Annotated in this window: 22 protein-coding genes; 2 read left to right on the plus strand and 20 right to left on the minus strand. The window is 64.1% G+C overall.

What is annotated here, in order from left to right:
* Positions 1-39 precede the first annotated feature (39 nt).
* From AAG813_RS07145 to AAG813_RS07230, 18 genes are all read right to left on the minus strand, one after another.
* Positions 40-1,254: an ATP phosphoribosyltransferase regulatory subunit gene (locus AAG813_RS07145; RefSeq protein WP_341913323.1), complete on the minus strand. Its 1,215-nt coding sequence runs from the start codon at positions 1,252-1,254 to the stop codon at positions 40-42.
* A 128-nt stretch (positions 1,255-1,382) separates the two neighbouring features.
* Positions 1,383-1,571 carry a DUF2065 family protein gene (locus AAG813_RS07150; RefSeq protein WP_341913325.1) on the minus strand — a complete coding sequence of 63 codons (189 nt, stop codon included), beginning with the start codon at positions 1,569-1,571 and terminating at the stop codon, positions 1,383-1,385.
* A 9-nt stretch (positions 1,572-1,580) separates the two neighbouring features.
* On the minus strand, positions 1,581-2,483 hold the full coding sequence (gene hflC / locus AAG813_RS07155) for a protease modulator HflC (RefSeq protein ID WP_341913327.1): 903 nt from the start codon (positions 2,481-2,483) through the stop codon (positions 1,581-1,583).
* Between the two features lie 9 nt (positions 2,484-2,492).
* Positions 2,493-3,923, minus strand: a complete 1,431-nt coding sequence (gene hflK / locus AAG813_RS07160; RefSeq protein WP_341913329.1) for an FtsH protease activity modulator HflK — start codon at positions 3,921-3,923, stop codon at positions 2,493-2,495.
* A gap of 43 nt (positions 3,924-3,966) precedes the next feature.
* On the minus strand, positions 3,967-5,106 hold the full coding sequence (hflX, locus tag AAG813_RS07165) for a GTPase HflX (RefSeq protein WP_341913556.1): 1,140 nt from the start codon (positions 5,104-5,106) through the stop codon (positions 3,967-3,969).
* Positions 5,107-5,144: 38 nt separating this feature from the next.
* Entirely contained in the window at positions 5,145-5,414 is a 270-nt protein-coding gene (hfq, locus tag AAG813_RS07170) for an RNA chaperone Hfq (protein ID WP_300539994.1), read from the minus strand.
* Between the two features lie 50 nt (positions 5,415-5,464).
* On the minus strand, positions 5,465-6,808 hold the full coding sequence (gene der, locus AAG813_RS07175) for a ribosome biogenesis GTPase Der (RefSeq protein ID WP_341913333.1): 1,344 nt from the start codon (positions 6,806-6,808) through the stop codon (positions 5,465-5,467).
* 152 nt (positions 6,809-6,960) lie between these two features.
* The gene (gene bamB / locus AAG813_RS07180) at positions 6,961-8,127 is read right to left on the minus strand and encodes an outer membrane protein assembly factor BamB (protein WP_341913335.1); all 1,167 of its coding nucleotides are present in this window, start codon (positions 8,125-8,127) and stop codon (positions 6,961-6,963) included.
* The gene (locus tag AAG813_RS07185; RefSeq protein ID WP_341913337.1) at positions 8,124-8,834 is read right to left on the minus strand and encodes a tetratricopeptide repeat protein; all 711 of its coding nucleotides are present in this window, start codon (positions 8,832-8,834) and stop codon (positions 8,124-8,126) included. Before AAG813_RS07185 ends, bamB begins: the two co-directional genes overlap by 4 nt.
* A 51-nt stretch (positions 8,835-8,885) precedes the next feature.
* Positions 8,886-10,196 carry a histidine--tRNA ligase gene (gene hisS, locus AAG813_RS07190; RefSeq protein ID WP_341913339.1) on the minus strand — a complete coding sequence of 437 codons (1,311 nt, stop codon included), beginning with the start codon at positions 10,194-10,196 and terminating at the stop codon, positions 8,886-8,888.
* Positions 10,197-10,207: 11 nt separating this feature from the next.
* Positions 10,208-11,482, minus strand: coding sequence for a flavodoxin-dependent (E)-4-hydroxy-3-methylbut-2-enyl-diphosphate synthase (gene ispG / locus AAG813_RS07195; RefSeq protein WP_341913342.1), 1,275 nt, complete (start codon positions 11,480-11,482; stop codon positions 10,208-10,210).
* A complete protein-coding gene (locus tag AAG813_RS07200) occupies positions 11,482-12,507 on the minus strand; it encodes a RodZ domain-containing protein (protein WP_341913345.1) in 1,026 nt (341 codons plus the stop codon). Before AAG813_RS07200 ends, ispG begins: the two co-directional genes overlap by 1 nt.
* A complete protein-coding gene (gene pilW, locus AAG813_RS07205; RefSeq protein ID WP_341913348.1) occupies positions 12,500-13,312 on the minus strand; it encodes a type IV pilus biogenesis/stability protein PilW in 813 nt (270 codons plus the stop codon). The genes AAG813_RS07200 and pilW overlap by 8 nt, the downstream gene beginning before the upstream one ends.
* On the minus strand, positions 13,309-14,454 hold the full coding sequence (gene rlmN / locus AAG813_RS07210; protein ID WP_341913350.1) for a 23S rRNA (adenine(2503)-C(2))-methyltransferase RlmN: 1,146 nt from the start codon (positions 14,452-14,454) through the stop codon (positions 13,309-13,311). Before rlmN ends, pilW begins: the two co-directional genes overlap by 4 nt.
* Positions 14,455-14,472: 18 nt before the next feature.
* The gene (gene ndk / locus AAG813_RS07215; protein ID WP_096662563.1) at positions 14,473-14,898 is read right to left on the minus strand and encodes a nucleoside-diphosphate kinase; all 426 of its coding nucleotides are present in this window, start codon (positions 14,896-14,898) and stop codon (positions 14,473-14,475) included.
* A gap of 112 nt (positions 14,899-15,010) precedes the next feature.
* A complete protein-coding gene (locus tag AAG813_RS07220) occupies positions 15,011-16,711 on the minus strand; it encodes a pseudouridine synthase (RefSeq protein ID WP_341913354.1) in 1,701 nt (566 codons plus the stop codon).
* Positions 16,712-16,721: 10 nt separating this feature from the next.
* The gene (gene scpB, locus AAG813_RS07225; protein ID WP_341913356.1) at positions 16,722-17,435 is read right to left on the minus strand and encodes an SMC-Scp complex subunit ScpB; all 714 of its coding nucleotides are present in this window, start codon (positions 17,433-17,435) and stop codon (positions 16,722-16,724) included.
* Between the two features lie 104 nt (positions 17,436-17,539).
* Entirely contained in the window at positions 17,540-18,574 is a 1,035-nt protein-coding gene (locus AAG813_RS07230) for an RluA family pseudouridine synthase (RefSeq protein WP_341913358.1), read from the minus strand.
* 17 nt (positions 18,575-18,591) lie between these two features.
* Here AAG813_RS07230 and AAG813_RS07235 point away from each other — a divergent pair, with 17 nt between their 5' ends.
* The gene (locus tag AAG813_RS07235) at positions 18,592-19,413 is read left to right on the plus strand and encodes an outer membrane protein assembly factor BamD (RefSeq protein ID WP_341913360.1); all 822 of its coding nucleotides are present in this window, start codon (positions 18,592-18,594) and stop codon (positions 19,411-19,413) included.
* Here the strand turns inward: AAG813_RS07235 and AAG813_RS07240 are convergent.
* Together AAG813_RS07240 and AAG813_RS07245 are read right to left on the minus strand one after the other, a co-directional pair.
* Complete coding sequence (locus AAG813_RS07240; protein ID WP_341913362.1) at positions 19,376-21,382, minus strand: ATP-dependent DNA helicase; 2,007 nt, start codon at positions 21,380-21,382, stop codon at positions 19,376-19,378. The two genes, AAG813_RS07235 and AAG813_RS07240, sit on opposite strands and share 38 nt — an antisense overlap.
* Complete coding sequence (locus tag AAG813_RS07245) at positions 21,382-21,585, minus strand: DUF465 domain-containing protein (RefSeq protein ID WP_341913365.1); 204 nt, start codon at positions 21,583-21,585, stop codon at positions 21,382-21,384. Before AAG813_RS07245 ends, AAG813_RS07240 begins: the two co-directional genes overlap by 1 nt.
* 84 nt (positions 21,586-21,669) lie before the next feature.
* Between AAG813_RS07245 and AAG813_RS07250 the strand changes: the two genes are divergently transcribed.
* A complete protein-coding gene (locus AAG813_RS07250) occupies positions 21,670-22,428 on the plus strand; it encodes a protein phosphatase 2C domain-containing protein (RefSeq protein ID WP_341913367.1) in 759 nt (252 codons plus the stop codon).
* Positions 22,429-22,439 lie beyond the last annotated feature (11 nt).

Below are 22,439 nucleotides of genomic sequence, written 5' to 3' on the forward strand. Positions count from 1 at the left end.
CTGCTTTCAGGAGGGTTTGGTTAGGCGGGCGGCACGGCTTCAGGCCGGCTTGTTGCCCAGCGGCTGGACCTGCCACTGGCCGGCCACGCTGGCCAGTTCGCGGTCACAGTCAAATTCATCAACTTCGTGTTCATGGCCGGGCAAGACGCAGGCCACGGTTTCACCGCCGGCGCGCAGTGCGGCAATCGCGCTGCGCAACCCGGCTTCTTCGCCCCAGGGGGCGCGGATGGCGGGACGCAAGGGTTTGGGTGTCAGCACGCTGACCAGTTCTTTCAGGTCCAGGCTGAACCCGGCGGCCGGACGGTTGCGCCCGAACACGGCGCCGACCTCGTCATACCGGCCACCGCGCACCAGCTCGGCGCCTTGGGCGCCGTCACGCTGGCCACGGCCATAAATCGCAAAACGGGTGCCGCTGTAGTAGGCATAACCACGCAGGTCGGCCAGGTCAAAACCGATGCTGACATTGTTCGCCAGGCTGCGGACATGGGTGGCCAGCCACTTCAGGTTCTGCAGCGCCTTGAGCGCTTCGGGCAAGGCCTTGAACGCTTTTTCGGCCTCCAGCAGTACCTTCTCGTCGCCATAGAACTGCAACAGGGCAAGCAGTCCCTGGCGTGCCGCGGCGGGCAGCTCACCGTTGAGGCTGGTCGTCAGGCTTGCCAGCTCACTGGCGTCCTTGCTCGCCAGGGCGGCATGAATGCGCGCCAGCATGGAGGCACTGACCTTCGCGCCTGCCAGCAGGCTGCTCACGATGCGCACATCGGCCATATCCACCGACAGCTTCGTGACGCCGGCGGCACTCAGGCCTTCCAGCGCCAGCAACTGGGCTTCGAGGTCGGCCTCCAGGCCGGCATGACCGTAAATTTCGGCGCCGAACTGCAGCGGCTCGCGCGTGGCATGCGGGCGGTCGGCGCGGGTGTGCAACACCGGGCCGCAGTAACACAGGCGGGCCACGCCCTGGCGGTTGAGCAGGTGGGCGTCGATGCGGGCCACCTGCGGCGTGGTGTCGGCGCGCAGGCCCAAGGTGCGGCCCGAGAGCTGGTCGACCAGCTTGAAGGTCTGCAGGTCCAGCGCTTCGCCGGTGCCGGTCAGCAGGGATTCGAGGTGTTCGAGCAGCGGCGGCATGACCAGCTCGTAGCCGTAGCTGCGCGCCGTGTCGAGAAACAGTCGACGCAGCTCTTCGATGTGACGCGCCTCGGAGGGCAGGACATCGGCAATTTGATCCGGCAATTGCCATGATGACGACCAGGCGGGCATGTATTTATCGTGGGCTGTTAAAAACAGGATTTTACCGGGCTTGCGGCCTGTTTTCGGCCCGCGCCGGCACCTAGATGACCAGCGGACGCAAATACAGGCGCCAGACCCGCCGCGTCAGCGGCGCGCGGTCAAAGCAGAAAGGCCATCCACACCAGGCCGGCCACGATGCTGCCGAGCCCGAAAAAGCGGATCTGCCCGTCCGTGAGTTGGAGGATCTTCTCGAACATGCCGCGCCAGCCGCGCGGCGAGAAAAACGGCAGCAGCCCCTCGATCACCAGCATCAAGGCCAGTGCCAGCCAGAGCGTGCTGCTGTCCAAGACAGGCCGTTATTTTTTGCTGGCCGGGGCCGTCCCGCTGCCGGAGCTGCGCATGGCCTTGAAGAAGTCGGACGAAGGATCGATCACCATCACGTCGCCCTTTTTGTCGAAGCTGGCCTTGTAGGCGTCCAGGCTGCGGTAAAACTGGGCAAACTGCGGATCACGGCCAAAGGCTTCGCTGTAGGCAGCGGCGGCCTGTGCATCGCCCTCACCCTTGATTTTCTGCGCTTCGCGGTAGGCATTGGCGATGGTGACCTCGCGCTGGCGGTCAGCATCAGCACGGATCTTCTCGCCCTCGGCCGCACCGGTGGAACGCAACTCGTTGGCGACCCGCTTGCGCTCGGCCTCCATGCGGCGATAGACCGATTCGGTGATGGCTTCCACATAGTCGACACGCGTGATGCGCACGTCGATCACGTCAATACCCCAGGGCTTGGCGCCGCGCACGACTTCCAGCACCTCGGTCTTCACGTCGGCCATCAGGGCTTCGCGCTTGAGGGACAGCAGGTCCTTGACGGTGCGCTTGTTGATGGCTTCCTGGAAGGCGTTGCGAACGACCCGGTTCAGCTGGTTGGCACCGGCACGCTCATCCAGCCCGACATTGCGGATGTACTCCGAGGGCTGGGTGATGCGCCACTTGACATACCAGTCGATGACCACGCGCTGCTTCTCGGCAGTCAGCATGGGTTCCGCATCGGTGCTGTCCAGGGTCAGCAGCCGCCTGTCGATGTACGACACGTTCTGGAAAGGCGGCGGCAACTTGAAGTTCAGGCCAGGCTCCAGGATGACTTCCTTGATCTGGCCCAGGGCATACACCACGCCGAACTGCCGCTGGTCAACCACAAACAGCATGGAACTGAGCAATGCCAGCGCCACCAGCATCGAAGAAGCAATAAATCCAACTCTATTCACGGCAATTCCTTAGCGTGTTTCGCGGTCGCGGGTGCGTGAGGTGTCACGGGCCCGCGTATCAAGGGTCGAGGCGGGTGGAGCGACCGGGGGCAAGGCCGCCGATCCGGCCGGCTCCACGGCGGCCTTGGTTGCACCGCCCTGCGTGGTTGCCTGCATCAACTTGTCGAGCGGCAGATACAGCAGGTTGGACCCCTGGCGCGACTCCACCAGCACCTTGGTCACATTGCTGTACACCTGTTGCATGGCGTCGGTGTACATGCGGTCGCGCGTCACCTGGGGCGCCTTCTGGTACTCGGTCAGCACCGAGCGGAAGCGCTCGGAATCACCCTGCGCCTGTGCCACCACCCTGGCCTTGTAGGCTTCCGACTCTTCCTTGAGGCGCGATGCCGAACCGACCGCGCGTGGAATCACGTCGTTGGCATAGGCCTGGGCTTCGTTTTTCGCGCGTTCGCGCTCCTGCCCGGCCTTCAGCACATCGTCGAACGAGGCCTGCACCTGCTCAGGCGGACGCACACCGCTTTGCTGCAAATTGATGCCGACCACTTCCACACCAACCTTGTAGCGGTCCAGGATGGTCTGCATCAGGGTGCGTACGCGCGGTCCGATCTGGTCGCGCTCCTCGGCCAGTGCGGAGTCCATTTTCATCTTGCCAACCACTTCGCGCACCGCGGTTTCAGCCGCCTGCACCACGGTGGCGGCGGGATCACGGGTCTCGAAAAGGTAGGCGCGGGCGTCGTTCAGGCGGTACTGGACCGCAAACTTGATCTCGACGATGTTCTCGTCTTCCGTGAGCATGGCCGATTCACGCAGGCCGGTGGCCTTGATGATGGTGTCGCGGCCCACGTCAACGGAGCGGATCTGGGTCGCCACGACGACTTCATGACGCTGCACGGGGTAAGGCAGGCGCCAGTTGAAACCGGCACCGACGGTCGAGTTGTACTTGCCGAACTGGGTGATGACGGCCTGCTGGCCCTCCTGCACGATGAAGAAGCCGGTGCCCAGCCAGATCAGCACGGCCACGCCGGCAATCAGGCCAATACCGATACCGGCACTTTTCATGTCAGGCTGGAACCCGCCGGGGCCGCCGCTGCCGCCCCCGCCGCCCAGACCGCCGATGCCACGGCCGCGCTGCCCGGCATTTTTGGCGCCGCCGAAAAGACCGCCCAGCTTGCGGTTGAAGTCACGCCACAATTCGTCCAGATCGGGCGGTCCCTGGTTGGGTCCCTGGCCTTGGCCCTGACCCTGCGGCCGATTCGGCGCTGGCGGGCGCACAGGCGGCACCTCATCGCGGCCGGACTCGGGCTTGGACTCGTCAGGCGGAGTCTTGTTGTCATCGTCGCGACCCCAGCGCGGATCGTTCAAATTGAACATTCCTCGGGCGCGATGCCTCAGCCTTCCTGGCAGGGTCGTCAGCGTCTGTAACACAGGGTTCAGGTTCATGAAATCGAGCTCACTTTTTTTATGATTCCCACATTGTGCCTAATCAGGCCACGGCCTCATTGATTGGGGGGCTATCTTCGACGGGTGCCTGCAACGCATGCCGGGCCAGCAGCTCGCGCAACAGGGACAGGCCCTCACCGGTCTGTGCACTGACAAAAACCCGGTCCACACGCCGGCCCGTGTCCGAAAAGGCATCCTTGACCTCGAAACTGTCACTCAGTTGCAGCGGTCGGCGCGCTTTTTCAAGGGCGTCGAGCTTGTTGAAGACCAGAATCTGCGGCACGTCGGCCGCGCCAATCTCAGCCAGCACGCGTTGCACCTGCTCGATCTGCTCGAGATGGTCCGGATTCGCACCATCGACCACATGCAGCAGCAAGTCTGCGTCCGCGGCTTCCTGCAGGGTGGCGGCAAACGCATCGACCAGCCCGTGCGGCAGGTCGCGAATGAAACCCACCGTGTCGGACAACGACACCGACCGGGCAGCGTCGCCAAGGTACAACTGCCGGGTCGTGGTGTCCAGCGTCGCAAACAGCTGGTCGGCCGCGTAGGCGCGCGCCTTGACCAGGGCATTGAACAGTGTCGTCTTGCCGGCATTGGTGTAGCCGACCAGGGAAATCGTGAAGGAGTTGCGCCGCTCGCGCTGGCGCCGCTGGGTCTGGCGCTGCTTCTTGACCTTGGTGAGGCGCTCCTTGGTGCGCTTGATGGACTCGCCGATCATGCGTTTGTCGAGCTCGATCTGTTTCTCGCCCGGACCACCACGAACGCCGGCGCCGCCGGTCTGCCGCTCCAGGTGAGACCAACGCCTGACCAGGCGCGTCGACAGGTACTGAAGGCGCGCGAGTTCGACCTGCAGCTTGCCTTCGTGGCTGCGCGCGCGCTGGGCAAAAATCTCCAGGATTAGCAGGGTGCGGTCATTGACCGGCAGGCCGAGCACGCGCTCCAGATTGCGTTGCTGGGCCGGGCTCAGGGACTGGTCGAACAGGATTTCGCTGGCGCCTGTCTCCAGGGCGAGCATCTTGATCTCGTCGGCCTTGCCGCTACCGATGAACAGCGCGGCATCCGGCGCCCTGCGCTTGCAGACCACGCGGGCGACCGGCTGCAGGCCGGCCGTCTGGGCCAGCAGGCCCAGCTCTTCCAGGCCGGCATCAAAATTGGGGAGGCCCAGATCGACCCCGACCAAAATGGCCAGAGGCGCTGCCGCCGGGGAGAGGTCCTGGGAACTCAGCTGGCTGGGCTTTCTTGCGATTCAGGTGCAGCGAAATTGACTGCACGACCAGGAACAATGGTCGAAATGGCGTGTTTGTAGACCATCTGGGTGACGGTGTTGCGCAGCAGGACCACATACTGATCGAAAGATTCGATCTGACCCTGAAGCTTGATGCCGTTGACGAGGTAAATCGACACCGGCACATGCTCACGGCGCAAAGTATTGAGGAAAGGGTCCTGCAAAAGCTGACCTTTGTTGTTGCTCACGATATTTTCCGTGTTCAAGAGTTGATAGGACTTCACCTTACCACAGCCGGTTGGCCCTGCCTGTAGTCCTAGGCGGAATCTTTGCCTGCAAAGGGGTTGCTGGACGATTTCATCTGGATGCGCAGCGGCGTGCCCACCAGGTCGAACTCCTTGCGGAAGCGCCCTTCCAGGAAGCGCTTGTAGGCGTCGGTGACGTGTTCCAGCGAATTGCCATGCACGATGATGATGGGCGGGTTCATGCCGCCCTGGTGCGCATAACGCAGCTTGGGACGGAACATGCCGGCCCGCTGCGGGCTCTGGAACTGCACCGCCTCGAGCAGCAGGCGGGTCAGCACCGGCGTCGACATCTTGCGGTTCGCCGAGGCATGGGCCTGGACAATCGATTTCCAGACCGGGCCCAGGCCCTGGCGCTTGATGGCGGAAATATTGTGGATGGTGGCGAACTTCAGGAAGGACAGCCGGGTTTCGATGGACCGCTGCAGGATTTCCTTCTGGTAGGCGTCCACCGCATCCCATTTGTTCACAGCCAGTACCACCGCACGCCCACTCTCCAGGATGTAGCCGGCAATGTGGGCGTCCTGGTCGGTCACGCCCTGGGTCGCGTCCAGCAGCAACAGCACCACATTGGCGCTTTCAATGGCCTGAAGGGTTTTGACCACCGAGAACTTTTCAATCGCCTCGAACACCTTGCCCTTGCGGCGCAGACCGGCGGTGTCGATCAGCTCGAATTTCTGCCCGCCGCGCTCGAAGGGCACGGAAATGGCGTCGCGTGTGGTGCCGGGCTGGTCAAACGCCACCAGGCGCTCCTCGCCCAGCCAGGTGTTGATCAGCGTCGATTTGCCGACATTGGGCCGGCCCGCCACCGCCAGCTTGATCACCGTCGGGTCGCTGGGCTCGCCCTCCTCGTCCGGATCGGGCAGGTTCAGCGGCTGCAGCGCCATCTCGACCAGCGTACGCATGCCCTGTCCGTGCGAGGCGGACACCGGCAGGACCTCGCCGAGACCGAGCTCAAAAAACTCGGACAGCTGCACACCCTCGGTCATGCCCTCGGCCTTGTTGGCGGTCAACACCGTCGGCTTGCCCAGCTTGCGCAGGTATTTGGCGATCTCGTGGTCCTGGGCATTCACCCCGGCACGCGCATCGACCACAAACACCACGACGTCGGCTTCCGCCACCGCCTGCCGGGTCTGCTTGGCCATTTCCTTGTAAATGCCATCGACCGCCTTGGGCTCGAAGCCGCCGGTGTCGATGACGATGAACTCCTGTGCGCCCAGGTGACCATTGCCGTAGTGGCGATCCCGCGTCAGGCCGGCATAGTCGGCCACGATCGCGTCACGCGACTTGGTCAGGCGGTTGAAAATCGTCGATTTGCCCACATTGGGGCGACCGACCAGGGCAATTACAGGTTTCACGAAATAGCGATCAAAAGAGGCAGCGAAGTGACAAGCGTGGAAGCCGCGTCTCTATCAGCCGGGGCCGCGGAGCGGGCTTCGCCGGGCCGCAGGCGCAGCGCCCCCTCGGGGGGCAGCGCAGTACACGAAGTGACAAGCGTGGGGGCCAACATCTACTCGGGCGCGAAGCCGAAAACAGCGCCTGAACGCGTGACCGCAATCAGGATATTGCCGGCCAAGACCGGGGACGCTGCCACCGGCGAGCCGTCGGTCACAAGGCGGTTCAGCAAGGAGCCGTCTGCGCGGGACAACAGGTGCACAAACCCGGCGGAGTCGCCGATGGCGACGGAGCGGCCCACCACCAGCGGTGCACTCAGGCTGCGGTAACGCAGGCTGTCCGAACTCCAGGCGCTCTCGCCGTCGCTGCGGCGCCAGGCCAGAACCTTGCCGTCAGCTTCGGTGCCAAACACCAGGTTGTCGTCACCATCAATGCCCTGCGCGCCATTGGCGGGCTTGGTCCACAACAGGGCGCCACGCTGGGCATCGACACAGCCGACGCTGGCCTGGAACGCCCGGGCGCAGACCGTGTTGCCGGTGCGGCTCACGGTACCGACCAGGTCCACCAGACGCTCCACATCATTGATGCCGCGCGGCGAGGCGATCGGCGCCTCCCAGCGGATGCTGCCGTTGAGCGGGTTGAGTCCGCTCAGGCGGCCGGCCAAGCCCACCACCAGTGTGTCACCGACGGCGAGCATGACGCCTGACTGGCGCAGCACCAGCGGCTCGCTGGGGCGTTGCTGGGACCAGAGCTTGCGCCCGGTTTGTCCGTCAAAGGCATTGACCGAGCGGTCGGCTGCAAGCACGAACACCCGGCCGCCGGCCACAAACGGAGCGGTGAAGGCCTGGGCCGCCAGTTTCTGGCGCCAGATTTCCTTGCCACCGGACAGGGCCACCACTTCGTTGGCCCGCGTGACCACAGCGGCCACCTTGCCGTCGCTGCCCACGCCAGCCGCAATCGGTGCGCCGACATTGGTGCGCCAGAAGTCGCGGCCGCTGCGCGCGTCCAGCGCCACCACGGTGCCGTTGGTGCTTGCCGCCAAAACGGTGTCACCCGAGACGTTGAGCTGGAGCGGGAAAGACACCTCGCCGATACGGGCAGTCCAGACCTGCTTGGCCGGCACCAGCGCCACCACCGGCTGCAGTTCGGCCGGCTGCGGCTTCTTGACGGAACTGCCGAAAAAACCACTGAACGTCGAGCAGCCGGACAAGATTGCTACCAAAACGATAGCTGCTGGCGCTTTTCCAGCTTGGGCCAGGGGCTTAAAAGACTTGAAAATCACTGCTTGACCTCCGGGGCGGACGCGGGAGAAACTGCAGCGGCGGCTGCAGCAGGGGCCAATGCCGCCGACGGGTTCAGCCCGAGCGCATTGAGTTTGACTTCGACCAGGCGCCGGTACTCGGTGCGCTCATCCATGCCTTTCCAGGCTTTTTCGTATTCGGCCCGGGCTTCGCTTTTCTTGCCCTGAGCGGCGAGGATGTCGCCGCGGCGATCCGCCGCCAGCGCGACAAAGTCCTTGGGGAAGGTTCCGGAAAGTTGCTGCAGGGCCTCGTCGTAGGCTTTGGCTTCCAGCAGCAAACCCGCCAGACGCAGCTTGGCAATCGCCTGGTAACCTTCATCGGCACTTTTGCCGGCCACCCAGCTCAGGGAAACCTTGGCGGCATCGAGGTTGCCCTTGTCGTAATAGGTCCTGGCCGCCAGCAAGCCCGCCTGCTGGGCGAAAGCCGTCCCGGCAAAACGCTCCTTCATGTCGGTCATGGCGCGGTCCAGCCGGCTGGTGTCTCCCGACTGGGCGGCTCGCTCGACCTCGTCGTACATCATCGCTGCCTTGGCGGCCTGATCGCGCTGCCAGTAGTTGTAGCCGTTCCAGGCTGCAAAAGCGCCAAAAATGACAATCAAGCCCCAGGTAATCAGATCGCCGTACTGCTTCCAGAAGTGTTTCAGCTCGTCAAGCTGTTCCTGTTCTTCCAAATCGAGATGTTTTGCCATAGAGCTCTGCTGGTTCCGCCAATTGAATTGTGTTGATTGTAGGGGTCGCTGTCAGACGCCGGCCTGCAGACTGCGTGCCCACAGGGCCACGGTCTCCAGCGGCTGCAGGGTTTGCGCCTGGGCGGCCTCGATCTTTTCGCCGCGCAGGGGCTTGACGGCCACACTGCCCTGCGCCAGTTCGGCCTCGCCAAAGATGAGGGCGAAGCGGGCGCCGCTGGCGTCGGCCTTCTTGAATTGGGACTTCATGCTGCCCATGCCGTCTGCGGAGGCGCCGGAGGCCGCATGCATCTGCACGCTGACGCCGAGGGTGCGCAAGGCCTGCAGGGTTTTCAGGACCACGGGCAAAGCCGAGGCTTCGGGAACAATCGCGTAGGCGTCCGGTACCGGCAGGTCCGCGGCCCCGCCCTGCTCCCTGATCAGCTCGAGCACCCGCTCCACGCCCAGCGCCCAGCCCACGGCAGGCGCGGCCTTGCCACCGATCTGCTCGATCAGGTAGTCGTAACGGCCGCCGCCGCAGATAGTGCCCTGCGAGCCCAGGCTGTCGGTGATGAACTCGAACACCGTGAGGTTGTAGTAGTCCATGCCGCGCACCAGCCGTGGGTTGATGCTGTAGGCGATACCGTTGGCCTCGAGAATGGCCTTGACGCTGCTGAAATGCGCCAACGATGCCTCCCCGAGGAAATCAATCAGCCGCGGCGCAGCCTCCACCAGGGCCTGCATTTTCGGGTTTTTGGTGTCAAGGATGCGCAGCGGATTGCTGTGCAGCCGGCGTTTGGCTTCGTCGTCGAGCTGGTCGGCGTTGGTTTCGAAATAGCTGATCAACGCGGCACGGTGCAACTTGCGTTCGTCGGGCTGGCCCAGGCTGTTGAGCTCCAGCCGCACGTCCTTCAGGCCCAGCTCTTTCCACAAGGCGTCGGCCAGCAGGATCAGCTCGGCATCGACTTCGGCGCCGGGAAAACCCAGCGCTTCGGCACCGATCTGGTGAAACTGCCGGTAGCGGCCCCGCTGTGGGCGCTCGTGCCGGAACATCGGTCCCATGTAATACAGGCGCTTGCCACCGTCGTACAGCATGCTGTGCTCGGCCACGGCCCGGACCACACCGGCGGTGTTTTCGGGCCGCAGGGTCAGGGCTTCGCCGTTGAGCCTGTCCTCGAACGAGTACATCTCTTTTTCGACAATGTCGGTCACCTCGCCGAGCCCGCGCACAAACAGCGCCGTGGGCTCGACGATGGGCGTGCGAATGTTGCGGTAGGCATAACGCGCCATCAGCGCGCGCACCTTGTCCTCCAGCCATTCCCAGCGCGCCGAATCGGGCGGCAATATGTCGTTCATGCCTTTGACGGCAGTCAGTTTTTCAGCCATGGAATCTTTGTTTAAGCGACCGGGGCGACGGCTTGCGTGCCAAAGCGCTTTTCAATGTAGTTTTCGACAATGACCCGGAACTCCTGCGCGATCTGGTCACCGCGCAGCGTCACCGCCTTTTCGCCGTCAATATAGACCGGTGCGGCCGGTGCTTCGCCCGAGCCCGGCAGGCTGATGCCGATGTCGGCATGTTTGCTTTCACCCGGCCCGTTGACGATGCAGCCCATCACCGCGACCTTGAGTTTTTCCACGCCGGGGTAGCGGGCCCGCCAGACCGGCATCTGGGCGCGCAGGAAGTCGTCGATTTCCTTGGTCAGTTCCTGGAAAGTGGTGCTGGTCGTGCGGCCGCAGCCGGGACAGGCGGTGACGCTGGGCACAAAGCTGCGCAGACCGAGCGCCTGCAGGATTTCGGAGGCGATCAGCACTTCCTGCGTGCGCGCTTCACCGGGCTGCGGCGTGAGCGAGACACGGATGGTGTCGCCGATGCCTTCCTGCAGCAGGATAGAAAGCGCGGCGGCGGACGCGACCGTGCCCTTGGTGCCCATGCCGGCTTCGGTCAGGCCGAGGTGCAGCGCATAACGCGAGCGCTTGGAAAGTTCACGGTAAACCGAAATCAGGTCCTGCACGCCGCTGACCTTGCAGGACAGGATGATCTGGTTTCGGTCCATGCCCATCTGCTCGGCCAGTTCGGCCGAGCCAATGGCCGAGGTGATCAGCGCCTCGTACATCACCTGTTTCGCGTCCCAGGGCTGGTCGCGCCGGCTGTTCTCGTCCATCAGGCTGGCCAGCAGTTCCTGGTCCAGGCTGCCCCAGTTGACGCCAATGCGCACCGGCTTGTTCCAGCGGACCGCCGCTTCTATCATCTGCCCGAACTGCCGGTCGTGTTTTTCGCCCTTGCCGACGTTGCCGGGGTTGATGCGGTACTTGGACAGCGCCTCGGCACAGGCCGGGTAGTCGGTCAGCAAGCGGTGGCCGTTGTAATGGAAGTCGCCGATCAGCGGCACGTCGATGCCCATGCGGTCGAGTTGCTCGCGGATGTAGGGCACCTGCGCCGCAGCTTCCGGCGTGTTGACGGTGATGCGGACCATTTCCGATCCGGCAATCGCCAGTTCCTTGACCTGAATGGCCGTGCCGATCGCGTCCACCGTGTCGGTGTTGGTCATGGACTGCACACGCACGGGCGCATCGCCGCCCACCGTGACCACACGCGAGCCCCAGACAACTCGCGCCTGGGACGACAGACGCGCCTTGGGCGCAGCCGACTCCACCGGAAAACATGCTGCCACTACTTCACCTCAAAACGTGCAACGTTGTCTTTGCTCACGGTCCCCAGGTCAAAGGCCTTGCCCCGCACCTCGACCTGCGTCGCATCAACCCGGCCCACCACAGCGGCCAGCGGCAGGACACCCGATGCCCCTGCCTCTTCCCCAGCAGCCAGGGTACGACGCAATACCACCGTGCCTCTGGCATCGGTGACTTCGACCCAGGACTCCCCTTTGGCCTTGAACACGATGATGCCGGCCGCTGCGGGCGGCACAGGCACTGCCACAGCCGGCGTGGCCGGCACCGCCATGGCCACCGAGACGGCGACGGGCGCGGGCGGCGACGCGACACTGGACAGCTGCGATGCCAGCACAGGGGCGGATGGAGCCACACCCGCAGACGCAGACGGTTGGGCCGCGCTGTCGGCAACGGGGGGTTTGTCCATTTCCAGCAATTCGGTCTTGGCCATGGCCACCCCGGACAGCGCGCCCGACGGGGCCGCAGGTGTGTCGGCAAGGGCAGGCAAAGAGGCCGCCGGCTGGATGGCGATGCCAGACTGCTGGGCAGCGGGCAGGAAGATCAGGACCAGGGCCCCCAGCACCAGCAACAAGCCCGCCAGAACGGCTGGCCGGGAGATCTGCGCCAGCAGGGAGGGACCGGGTCCGTCACCCGGGGAGCGAAACGGGGCATTGATGGGCGCACTTTGCTGCCCCAGATTGGGCTTGCCGGTTTGCGGCAACAGCGCCAGCACTTCAGCCGTATCGATCTTGAGGGTGCGGCAAACGCTTGCCGCCAGCGCCCGGACAAAAACGGCGTCCGGCAACAGGTCCAGCCTGTCGGCCTCCAGCGCCTCGAGCTTTTTGACCGGTACCTTCAAGGCCACAGCCAATGCCGCGATGTGCAGGCCTGCGGCCTCGCGCGCCTGCCGGATCAGGGAACCGGCACTGACCGCAGGCTCGGCATATGCCTGGTCTTGCAGGACGTGAGGCGACGAGTCGTGCTGCGCCATGGCAGCGTTGCCCGGCAGCTGGACGTCGGCATCAGTCATTGAAGGCTCCTCTTTCGTAAGCTGCGGCCTCACGTGACTGGCCGAAGCGTTTTTTAAGCTGGTCGGCCAGCTGCAGCATCGCTTCCCGGTTGCCCAGGCTGCGCTCCACCTTCACGCCCAGCCACAACGTCTCGGCATTGGCCAGGTTGCTGTTGTTCAAACGGCGAATGTAGAACTGCGAACGCACGAGGTCCCCGCGCTGGAACAGCAAGCTCGCCAGGTTGTAGCCGGTGACCGGGTTGCCGGCGTCCAGCTCGTACGATTGCAGCAGGCTGCGCTCGCCCTCCGCTTTCTGCCCAGCCCGCACCTGACAAAGCCCCTGCGCCATCAGTGTTTTGGCCTGGCCGCTGTACTGGGGCGTGGCGATGGCGCGTGCAAACAGCGCGGTCGATTCGCTGTGGCGGTTTTGCTGGCACAGCAGCCAGCCGTAGTTGTGCAGCACGTCGCCGTCCCGCGGATTAAGCGTCATGGCCCGCCGGAAACTGTCCTCGGCGAGCGCGTTGTCATTCATGCGCATGTAGACCAGGCCGCGCAGATTGTAGGCATCGGCATAGGTCGGATCGGTCACCAGCGCCTGCTTGAGTTCGTCGAGGGCGACGTTGGTCTGCCCCTGCTGAAAATAGTTGGCGGCCAGCTCCAGGCGGATGCGCGCGCGTTTGCGCACGTCCGGCTCGTCCGACTCCGTCATGATCTCCCCGCGCCCGCTCGCGGCGCCAGGCGCGGAACCCGGTTTGCCGGCACAGCCCGCGAGCAGCAGAGCCGCCCAGCAAGCAGACATCAACACGACATTGCGGACACGCTTCATACACCGACCTCTCTGGAGACAATCTTGATGCCCTTGAGCATACCCTGCCGCTGCGTGGCCATGCGCTGCTGGACACCGGTGCGGTCCTGCACATCGCCGGCGAGCTGGCCGCAGGCGGCGTCGATGTCGTCGCCGCGGGTTTTTCGCACGGTGGTGACGATGCCGGCATCCATCAGGATCCTGGCGAAAGCCAGCACCTGTGGCATGTCGGAGCGTTTCAAGCCGGAAGCCGGAAACGGATTGAAAGGGATCAGGTTGAACTTGCAGGCCAGCCCTTGCAGCGAATGCCTGCGCATCAACTCCACCAGCATGCGCGCATGTTCTGGCTGGTCATTGACGCCGTCGAGCATGCAGTATTCAAAAGTGATGAAGTCCCTGGGTGCTGCAGCCTGGTAACGTGTGCAGGCTTCAAGCAGTTCGGCGATCGGGTACTTTTTGTTCAGCGGCACCAGGTTGCTGCGCAGCTCGTCTTCCGGCGCATGCAGCGACACCGCCAGCGCGACCGGACAATCCTGCGCCAGGCGGTCCATCATGGGAACCACGCCCGAGGTCGAGACCGTCACACGCCGGCGCGAAAGCCCATAGGCATGGTCGTCGAGCATCACGCGCAGGGCGGGCAGCAGTTGTCCGTAATTTTGCAGCGGCTCGCCCATGCCCATCATCACCACGTTGGAAATGACGCGCTCGGTTTTGCCAAGGTGCTTGCGCAGAAAATGTTCGGCATACCAGAGCTGGCCGATGATCTCCGCCGTGGTCAGGTTGCGACTGAAGCCCTGGTGCCCGGTGGAACAAAAACGGCAGCCGACAGCGCAGCCGGCTTGCGACGAAATGCAAAGCGTTCCGCGGTCGGCTTCGGGGATAAAAACGGTTTCAATGACATCGCCGACACCAACGTCGAACAGCCACTTGATGGTGCCGTCGGCTGAATCGTGCCGGGAGACCGGCTTGAGGCCCTGGATATGGGCCGCGCCGGCGAGTTTTTCGCGCAGGGACTTGGCCAGATCGGTCATCTGGTCGAAATCGGTCGCACCCTTCTGGTGAATCCAGCGAAAAAGCTGGGTAGCCCGGAAACGTTTTTCCCCGAGCTGCCCGCAAAAGGCGGCCAGACCTTCCAGATCGTAATCAAGCAGGTTGGCCGTCATTGCATGGAAATCCGCGCTTCAGCGCGAATAGATGTTCATGCCCGCGAAGAAGAAGCTGATCTCCACCTGGGCAGTTTCAACGGCGTCGGAGCCATGCACGGCATTGGCATCGATGCTGTCGGCAAAATCGGCGCGAATGGTACCGGCGGCGGCTTTCTTCGGATCCGTCGCACCCATCAGGTCGCGGTGTTTGAGGATCGCGTTTTCGCCTTCCAGGGCGGAAATCATGACCGGGCCGGAAATCATGAACTCGACCAGATCCTTGAAGAAAGGACGCTCTTTATGCACGGCATAAAAGGCTTCGGCTTCGCCGCGCGACAGGTGCGCCATCCGGGCAGCAACCACTTTCAGGCCGGCAGCCTCAAAGCGTGCATAAATTTGACCAATGACATTTTTGGCCACTGCATCGGGTTTGATGATGGAGAGAGTGCGTTCGATCGCCATGAGATTTCCTTAACCTTGATTTTCTGGGATTTATTCAAATCGAATAAAGCCTCTGATTTTAACCCGCGGACAATGGCCCTTGGGCAAATGAGCGTGGGGATACGCCGTGGAGTCAGCGGTTTCCGCCGCGGTTGCCGCCGCCGCTGCGGTTTCCGCCGCGATTTCCACCTCCGCCGCTGCCGCCACCACCACCGCTTCGCCGCGGGCCTGATGCACCGCCGCCGCCCGTGCCACTGCCCCCACGACGCTGGCCCTGGCCCGGGGCCTGCCGCTGGCGGGTGAAGGTTTCAGCGCCGATATAACCAAACGAAGTCTTCATCGGGTCGGGCTGTGCCCCGCCGGGACCTTTGTCGCCGCGGTCGCCACGATCACCGCCGCGGTCATCACGGCGTTTCGGCCCCTGCCCACCGGTGTTGCCGCCAAACTTGCCGGGTGGGCCGGATCGGGACCCGGCGCCGGGGTTGCCCCCGTTGCCGCGGCCGCCCTTCGCGCCGCGGCGACGGTTGGCGTCGCGTGGCGCTTCGTTGCGGTTCAGGGGTGGCTGGAGGTCCAGCGGATCATGGCCGGTCTCATCGCCATGGTCGCCTGACTCGGCCGTCCGGCTCTTTTCCGGCATGGCCTGCGCATCCGGTGCCCGGGGGGCGCCGTTGTCGGGTCGTGCCCGTCCACCGCGTGAACGGTCGTTGCGGCGCGGTCCGCGCCCCGGACGGCCCTCGCCAGCGCCGGCTTCCCCGGCATCTCCGGCTTCCCCGGCGCTTCTGCCGGCTCCACGCGGATCGGCGCGCGCCTCCGAACGTCCAACAGCGCTGGTCAGTGCGTCGATGTCGCGCTCGTCGAGTTCGACAAAGGCGCCGCGCTTGAGGCCGCGCGGCAGCACCACCGCGCCGTAACGGATGCGGATCAGTCGGCTGACGGCGTGGCCTACCGCTTCGAACATGCGGCGTACTTCGCGGTTACGGCCTTCAGAAATCGTCACGCGGTACCAGCAGTTGGCGCCCTCGCCTCCGCCGGCTTCAATCGTGCTGAACTGGGCCAGACCGTCGTCGAGTTGCACGCCATCGAGCAGGCGCTTTTTCTCTTCGTTGTTCAGCGCACCGAGCACACGCACCGCGTACTCGCGCTCCAGGCCAAAACGGGGATGCATGAGTTTGTTGGCGAGTTCGCCGGAACTGGTCAGCAGCAACAGCCCCTCGGTGTTCAGGTCGAGCCGGCCCACCGACTGCCACTTGCCCTGGAACAGCTTGGGCAGTCGGCGAAACACGGTCGGCCGGTTTTGCGGGTCGTCATGCGACACCACCTCGCCGGCAGGCTTGTGGTAGGCGATGACCCGCGGCGGCGGCGGGTCGATGCGCACGCGGATCGGCTTGCCGTTGACCTTGACCGTGTCGCCAAACTGGATGCGCTGGCCAATGTGAGCCGGTTCGCCATTGACGGAAATCCGGCCTTCCAGAATCAGCTGCTCCATTTCCAGCCGGGAGCCCAGGCCCGCCTGCGCCAGCACCTTGTGCAGCTTGGGCGTTTCCGGCTGGGGCAGCAGCACGCGCTTGGGAAGCTCAAGCGCCACGTCTTCTTCTTCGTCGGCATCGAACTGACCGGTCACCACGTCTTCAAAACGGGCCAGCGCCGGCGTCACCTGCGCCGCGCGCTCAGGCCTGCCCGACACCGCATGGGTCGCATCACCAGCAGGCGGAACATCAATTGCTATCAAATCAGGAGCTGCCTGCGAAGCTGTATCGGGGGCTGGCGGCACAATGGGCTCATCCACCTGGGGGGTGGGAGCGGTGGCCGGAGGCGGATTGTCTTTTTGATTCATGCGTTTGCGTTCAGGCGTTGGGATCGGTGGCCGTGAGGCTGGTTAACGGAGCGTCCTGCGAATGGCCGGCATCCGCCGCCTCGGAAAGTTCTGCGACCGGCAAGCCGGTCCCGGGATCGTCCGGCAAGCCGGCCGGCCCGCTAGCCGCCTCGTCGCCGGCAACAGCCGCGGACATGCCAAACTCGATCTGATCGAGCATGGACGCCTGCGCCGCCGTGGTGTCCATGACCGGCAACTGGTCCAGCGACTCCAGTCCCAGATCGTCGAGAAACTGCCGCGTCGTGGCATACAGCCCCGGCCGCCCGACGGTTTCGCGGTGGCCGATGACCTCGACCCAGCCCCGGTCCTCAAGCTGCTTGAGAATCATGCTGTTGATGGTCACGCCCCGGATGTCTTCCATGTCGCCACGCGTGACCGGCTGGCGGTACGCAATGATGGCCAGCGTCTCCAGCGTAGCACGGGTGTAGCGCGGCGGTTTTTCGGGATGCAGGCGATCGAGGAACTCGCGCATCTGCGGCCGGCTCTGGAAACGCCAGCCGGTCGCGACATGCACCAGCTCCACCCCCCGGCCGGACCAGTCGTTCTGCAGATCCTCCAGCAGCAGCTTGAGGGTGTCGGCGGTCAGTGCCCCGTTGAACAAAACACCCATTTCACGCAAAGGCAGCGGCTGCTGCGCGCAAATAAGTGCCGTTTCGAGGACGCGCTTGGCATCCGTCGTATTCATGGTCTTGGTTCCGAAATGATTCGAGATAAAGGCGCCTGGCGGCGCAGTTCACATTCATGCGCAACCACAACATCTGGGCGCGCCATGCGGCGGGTAGCAGAAAACTACTGCATTTGATTGTATCCCAGCCCCAGTTGGGCAAGCGCCGCGGCCAGATCCGCCGGCAGCGGCGCCCTGAACTCGAGGGCCTCACCGGTCACGGGGTGGGTGAACGCCAGGCGGCAGGCATGCAGGGCCTGGCGTACCATGCCAGCGGCAGGCTTGCCGCCATACACCTCGTCCGCCACCAGCGGATGGCCGATGGAGGCCATGTGCACCCTGATCTGGTGCGTCCGGCCGGTTTGCAGCCGGCAGCGCACCAGGCAAAACGGGCCTTCGTTTTGCAGCAGGTAAAAACCGGTCGAGGCGGTCTTGCCGGCCGTTTTCTCCAGGTCCACCACCGCCATGCGGAGGCGATTGCGCGGATCGCGGCCAATCGGCGTCTCGACCTGACGCGACTTCGGCCCTTCCCAAGCGCCGTGGGCCAGCGCGATGTATTCGCGGCTGACACTTCGCTCGGCAATCATGGCCACCAGCTGGTCCATGACCTGGCGCCTGCGCGCCACCACCATCAGGCCGCTGGTGTCCTTGTCCAGCCGGTGCACAATGCCCGCGCGCGGCAGCAGGCTGGCCTGGGGATCGCGCGCCAGCAGCCCGTTGAGCAGCGTGCCGCTCCAGTTGCCGGGCGCCGGATGCACCACCAGGCCCGCCGGCTTGTTGATGACCAGCAGATGCTCGTCCTCAAAAAGAAGCTCCAGCGCCATCACCTCCGGCTTGAAGGCCTGGCTTTGCGGCGTGGGCTTGAGTTCGATCTTGAGGTCGTCGCCGGCCTTGACCTTGGCCGAGACCTTGGTCACCGTGACGCCATTGAGCTGCACGGCGGCCGACGCTATCAGTTGCTGCAGGTAGCTGCGGGAGAACTCGGGCACAATGCCAGCCAGTGCCCGGTCCAGACGCGCGCCGTGACTCTCCACGGGAACACTGACCTCGCGCAACTCGGCATCGGCGGCCGTCTCGCCCTCCCCCAGAATGTCTTCGACCAGAGTGCCCGCCGCAGTGGCGCTCGATATAATCAGTTTGCTTTGTACAGAATCAGTCATTAACAGGATCAATTGCGATGTTTTCCACCAAATTATCGGTTGTTCCAGCTACACGCCCCGTGGCAGCGGCCATGCTTGTCTGTGCATTCGTCCTTTCGGCATGCTCCTCCACCGTGAAGGACCCCACGGCCAACTGGAGCCCGAACAAGATTTACACGGAAGCCAGGGATGAAGCGAATTCCGGCGCCTACGACAAGGCCGTCCCGCTGTTTGAAAAGCTCGAAGGCCGCGCGGCCGGCACGCCGCTGGCGCAGCAGGCCCAGCTGGAAAAAGCCTATGCCCAGTTCAAGAGCGGCGAGCAGGCACAGGCACTGGCCACCCTGGACCGCTTCATGAAGCTGCACCCGGCCAGTCCGGCCATCGACTATGCCCTGTACCTCAAGGGTCTGGTCAACTTCAATGAAAACCTGGGCCTGTTCAGCTTCCTGTACAAGCAGGACCTGTCCGAGCGGGACCAGAAGGCCGCCAAGGAGTCCTTCGAGTCCTTCAAGGAACTGGTCAACCGCTTTCCCGAGTCCAAGTATTCGGCCGACGCGCGCCTGCGCATGAATTACATCGTCAACTCCCTGGCCCAGTATGAAGTCCATGTGGCCCGCTACTACTACACCCGCGGCGCCTACATCTCGGCCATCAACCGCGCGCAAACCGCGATTGCAGACTACCGCGATGTGCCGGTGCTCGAAGAAGCCCTGTTCATCCTGTACAAGTCCTATGACGCCCTGAACATGACCCAGTTGCGCGACGACTCCAAGCGCGTGATGGAACGAAGCTTTCCCCAGAGCGAATACCTGTCCAAGGGCTTCAAGTCGGTGGATGGGCCCTGGTACAAGTTCTGGTAAGCAGATCCAGCCGCTCGTTCAATTCCTCTTCCGAGGCCAGGCGCTGCATGGGCGGCAGCGCACGCAGCAGCCGCTTGCCGTAACCCATGGACGCCAGGCGGCTGTCGCAGACCACCAGCACGCCCTGATCGGTTTCGCGGCGTATCAGGCGCCCGGCACCCTGCTTCAGCGCCACGGCGGCTTCCGGCAGGAAATAGTCGTTGAAAGCGCTTTTGCCTTCTGACTCCAGCAGCCGCGACTTGGCCTCTACCATCGGGTCGTTGGGCGGCGGAAACGGCAGCTTGTCGATGATCACCAGCTGCAGCGCCTCACCCGGCACATCGATGCCTTCCCAGAAGGAGGCGGACGCCACCAGCACGCAGCCGCGTCCGCCATGGCTGTCAGCCTGACGGAAACGTTCAATCAGGGTCCGCTTGGGCATCGCTCCCTGTACCAGCACCTCGATTTCTCCCGAATTCTCAAAGCTCGCCTGCAGCGCCTCGCCGATGGCGCGCAAGGCGCGCAAGGTCGTTGTCAGCACCATGGTGCGGCCACCCAGCCGGCGTGCCCAGTCCGCTGCGGAGGCCGCCACCGCAGCCGTGTGCGTGGGGTCGCCAGGCTTCGGGAAGTTTCGCGGAATGTAAAACGCCGCCTGCCGCGCATAGTCGAAAGGGCTGCCCACCTGCAGCGTCGTGGCACCGGTCAAGCCGCAGGGCTGGGTGAACCAGCTCAATTGCGCATCGTCGCCCAAGGTGGCCGAGGTGAAGATCCAGGTTTTCGCCGCTGCCTTGTCGTCGCTGAACACCTTGGCCTGGATGGCTTGGGCGATATCCAGCGGGGACTCCACCAGCCGCAGCTGGGTGCCCACATCCAGCCAGCGAACACCGCCTGGCTCGGCCGCAAGAGCAAAAGCCCGGGCGCGCGCTTCCAGTTCGGCCGCGCGCTCATGCAGGCGCACGAAGTCCGGTGCAATGTCACTGACGGTGTTCAGGGCCTCACTGGCGCCAGCCAGCGCGGCGCTGACAGCAGCCAGCGCCTGCGCCCATTCGGCAGGAGTCACGCCTTCGGGCGCAACATCGGTCCAGCGCAGCTTGCTGCCCGGATAGGCCTTGCCCACACACAGGCGCAGGTCACGGGCCGCATGTTCGGTCGCCCCGGCCAGCGCCTGCCAGTCCTGCAGGCCGCGCGCCAGCTGCAGCCCGGTACCCAGCATGTCGCGCGCAAAATCGAGGAGTTGCCCGGTCGACAGGTTTTTTCCCAGAAACTGCACACCGGTCTCATTGAGCTGGTGCGCCTCGTCAAAAATCGCAATGCGCACCGTCGGCAGCAGTTCGGCAACGCCAGATTCGCGCACCGCCAGATCCGCAAAAAACAGGTGGTGGTTGATCACCACCACGTCAGCCGCCAGTGCTTCCCGGCGCGCATGGTTGACGTGGCAGGCGCGAAAGCGCGGGCACTGGGCACCGAGGCAATTTTCGCGGGTGGAGGTCACCCAGGGAATCACCGGTGAGCGTTCGTCAAGCCCGGGGAGTTCAGCCAGATCGCCGGTGTCCGTTCCACGTGCCCACTCCTCCACCTTGGCCAGCGCGCGAAGCGAGCTGCGCTCCGGAAAGTTCGCGTCATGGCGGGCCATCTCCATGCGGTGCAGACAGAGGTAACTGCCGCGCCCCTTGAGCAAGGCAGTGCTGACCGGCACACCCAGGGCCTTGACCAGGGCCGGCAGGTCACGTCCGAACAGCTGGTCCTGCAAGGCCTTGGTGGCGGTGGACAGCAGTACCCGCTCGCCGCTGAGCAGGGCCGGCACCAGGTAAGAAAAGGTTTTTCCGACACCGGTGCTGGCCTCCACCACCAGCGGATACGCGCCTTCGATGGCGCGTGCCACGGCCAAGGCCATGTCGGTCTGTCCGCCGCGCGGGACAAAATGCCCGGCTGCGCGCGCCAGCACACCTTCGGGGGCAAAAGCCTCCAGAACTTGCGATTCCAGGTTCATCAGGCGGGTTCGGGAGGGTCGAGGGCCAGCTCGAGCTGGGAGATCAGGTCACGCAGGAGCAGGCGGCGTTTTTTCAGGCGCCTGAGCATCAACTCGTCGATCGGCACGGCATGTGCGGTGAAGTCCACCAGGGCATTGAGATCCGCATGTTCGATCTTGAGGTCTATGAGGCGACGCGCCGGGGAGTGCAGGTTGAAGTCCAAGTTTTTTGATCCGGGGGGCAGCTTCATCTGATAATACGTTGATTACGGAGATAAATCGAGTCCACATGACTCGGCCATTTCAATATGTCCAAAGGTTATCGAATCACCGCGTCTACCGGTATCCACAAGGGAGACCGCGACTACCAGCAGGACCAGGTGGCCCTGCTCAGCCATCCGCGCATCGCCGGCTGCATGCTCGGCATCGTGGCAGATGGCATGGGCGGCCGAAGCGGCGGACGCAAGGCATCCGACCAGGTCATGATGACGGCCAAGCAGCTGTTCGAGCGTTATGCGCCCGACAGCGACGATGCGGTGGCCGTGCTCAAGCAGCTGGTGGAAGAAGCCCACACTGTGATCAAACTCACCGCTATTTCCGCCGAACAGGAGCCGCACAGCACGCTGGCAGCGTTTCTGATCAACCCGGGCGGCGACTGCCACTGGGTCCACGCCGGTGACTCACGCATCTACCATTTTCGGGGGGCCAAGCTGGTCACGCGAACCATCGACCACTCGTATGTCCAGACACTGGTGGACAAAGGCGAACTCACCGAGGAAGAAGCCAACGTGCATCCGCAGTCCAACATCCTGATGGGCTGCCTGGGCACCGAGGAGGCGCCACCGGTGAGCCAGCATTACATTCCCCACCTGGGTCCGGGCGACTCACTGATCGCCTGCAGCGACGGTGTCTGGCACTATTTCAGTCCCAGCGAGATGGGCTCGGCCCTGTCGATGTTGTCGCCGCGTGAGGCCACCGAATTCCTGATCCAGAAAGCCCGCTCGCGCGCCCATGGCGGTGGCGACAACCTGTCGCTGGTGATCGTCAAGCTCGAGGCGCTGGCCTGAATCTGACCGAG

The organism is Polaromonas sp. YR568 (genome assembly GCF_943371715.1).
In the GTDB taxonomy this organism is placed as follows: Bacteria; Pseudomonadota; Gammaproteobacteria; order Burkholderiales; family Burkholderiaceae_C; genus Polaromonas.

What these genes read in the sequence shown, in the direction of transcription:
- hisS (WP_341913339.1), bottom strand. Translation starts at nt 10,196, where the DNA reads ATGGCTGAAAAACTGACTGCCGTCAAAGGCATGAACGACATATTGCCG.
- AAG813_RS07230 (WP_341913358.1), bottom strand. Translation starts at nt 18,574, where the DNA reads ATGACTGATTCTGTACAAAGCAAACTGATTATATCGAGCGCCACTGCG.
- AAG813_RS07145 (WP_341913323.1), bottom strand. Translation starts at nt 1,254, where the DNA reads ATGCCCGCCTGGTCGTCATCATGGCAATTGCCGGATCAAATTGCCGAT.
- rlmN (WP_341913350.1), bottom strand. Translation starts at nt 14,454, where the DNA reads ATGACGGCCAACCTGCTTGATTACGATCTGGAAGGTCTGGCCGCCTTT.
- scpB (WP_341913356.1), bottom strand. Translation starts at nt 17,435, where the DNA reads ATGAATACGACGGATGCCAAGCGCGTCCTCGAAACGGCACTTATTTGC.
- AAG813_RS07220 (WP_341913354.1), bottom strand. Translation starts at nt 16,711, where the DNA reads ATGAATCAAAAAGACAATCCGCCTCCGGCCACCGCTCCCACCCCCCAG.
- ndk (WP_096662563.1), bottom strand. Translation starts at nt 14,898, where the DNA reads ATGGCGATCGAACGCACTCTCTCCATCATCAAACCCGATGCAGTGGCC.
- pilW (WP_341913348.1), bottom strand. Translation starts at nt 13,312, where the DNA reads ATGAAGCGTGTCCGCAATGTCGTGTTGATGTCTGCTTGCTGGGCGGCT.
- AAG813_RS07200 (WP_341913345.1), bottom strand. Translation starts at nt 12,507, where the DNA reads ATGACTGATGCCGACGTCCAGCTGCCGGGCAACGCTGCCATGGCGCAG.
- AAG813_RS07250 (WP_341913367.1), top strand. Translation starts at nt 21,670, where the DNA reads ATGTCCAAAGGTTATCGAATCACCGCGTCTACCGGTATCCACAAGGGA.
- hflK (WP_341913329.1), bottom strand. Translation starts at nt 3,923, where the DNA reads ATGAACCTGAACCCTGTGTTACAGACGCTGACGACCCTGCCAGGAAGG.
- AAG813_RS07240 (WP_341913362.1), bottom strand. Translation starts at nt 21,382, where the DNA reads ATGAACCTGGAATCGCAAGTTCTGGAGGCTTTTGCCCCCGAAGGTGTG.
- AAG813_RS07185 (WP_341913337.1), bottom strand. Translation starts at nt 8,834, where the DNA reads ATGGCAAAACATCTCGATTTGGAAGAACAGGAACAGCTTGACGAGCTG.
- AAG813_RS07235 (WP_341913360.1), top strand. Translation starts at nt 18,592, where the DNA reads ATGTTTTCCACCAAATTATCGGTTGTTCCAGCTACACGCCCCGTGGCA.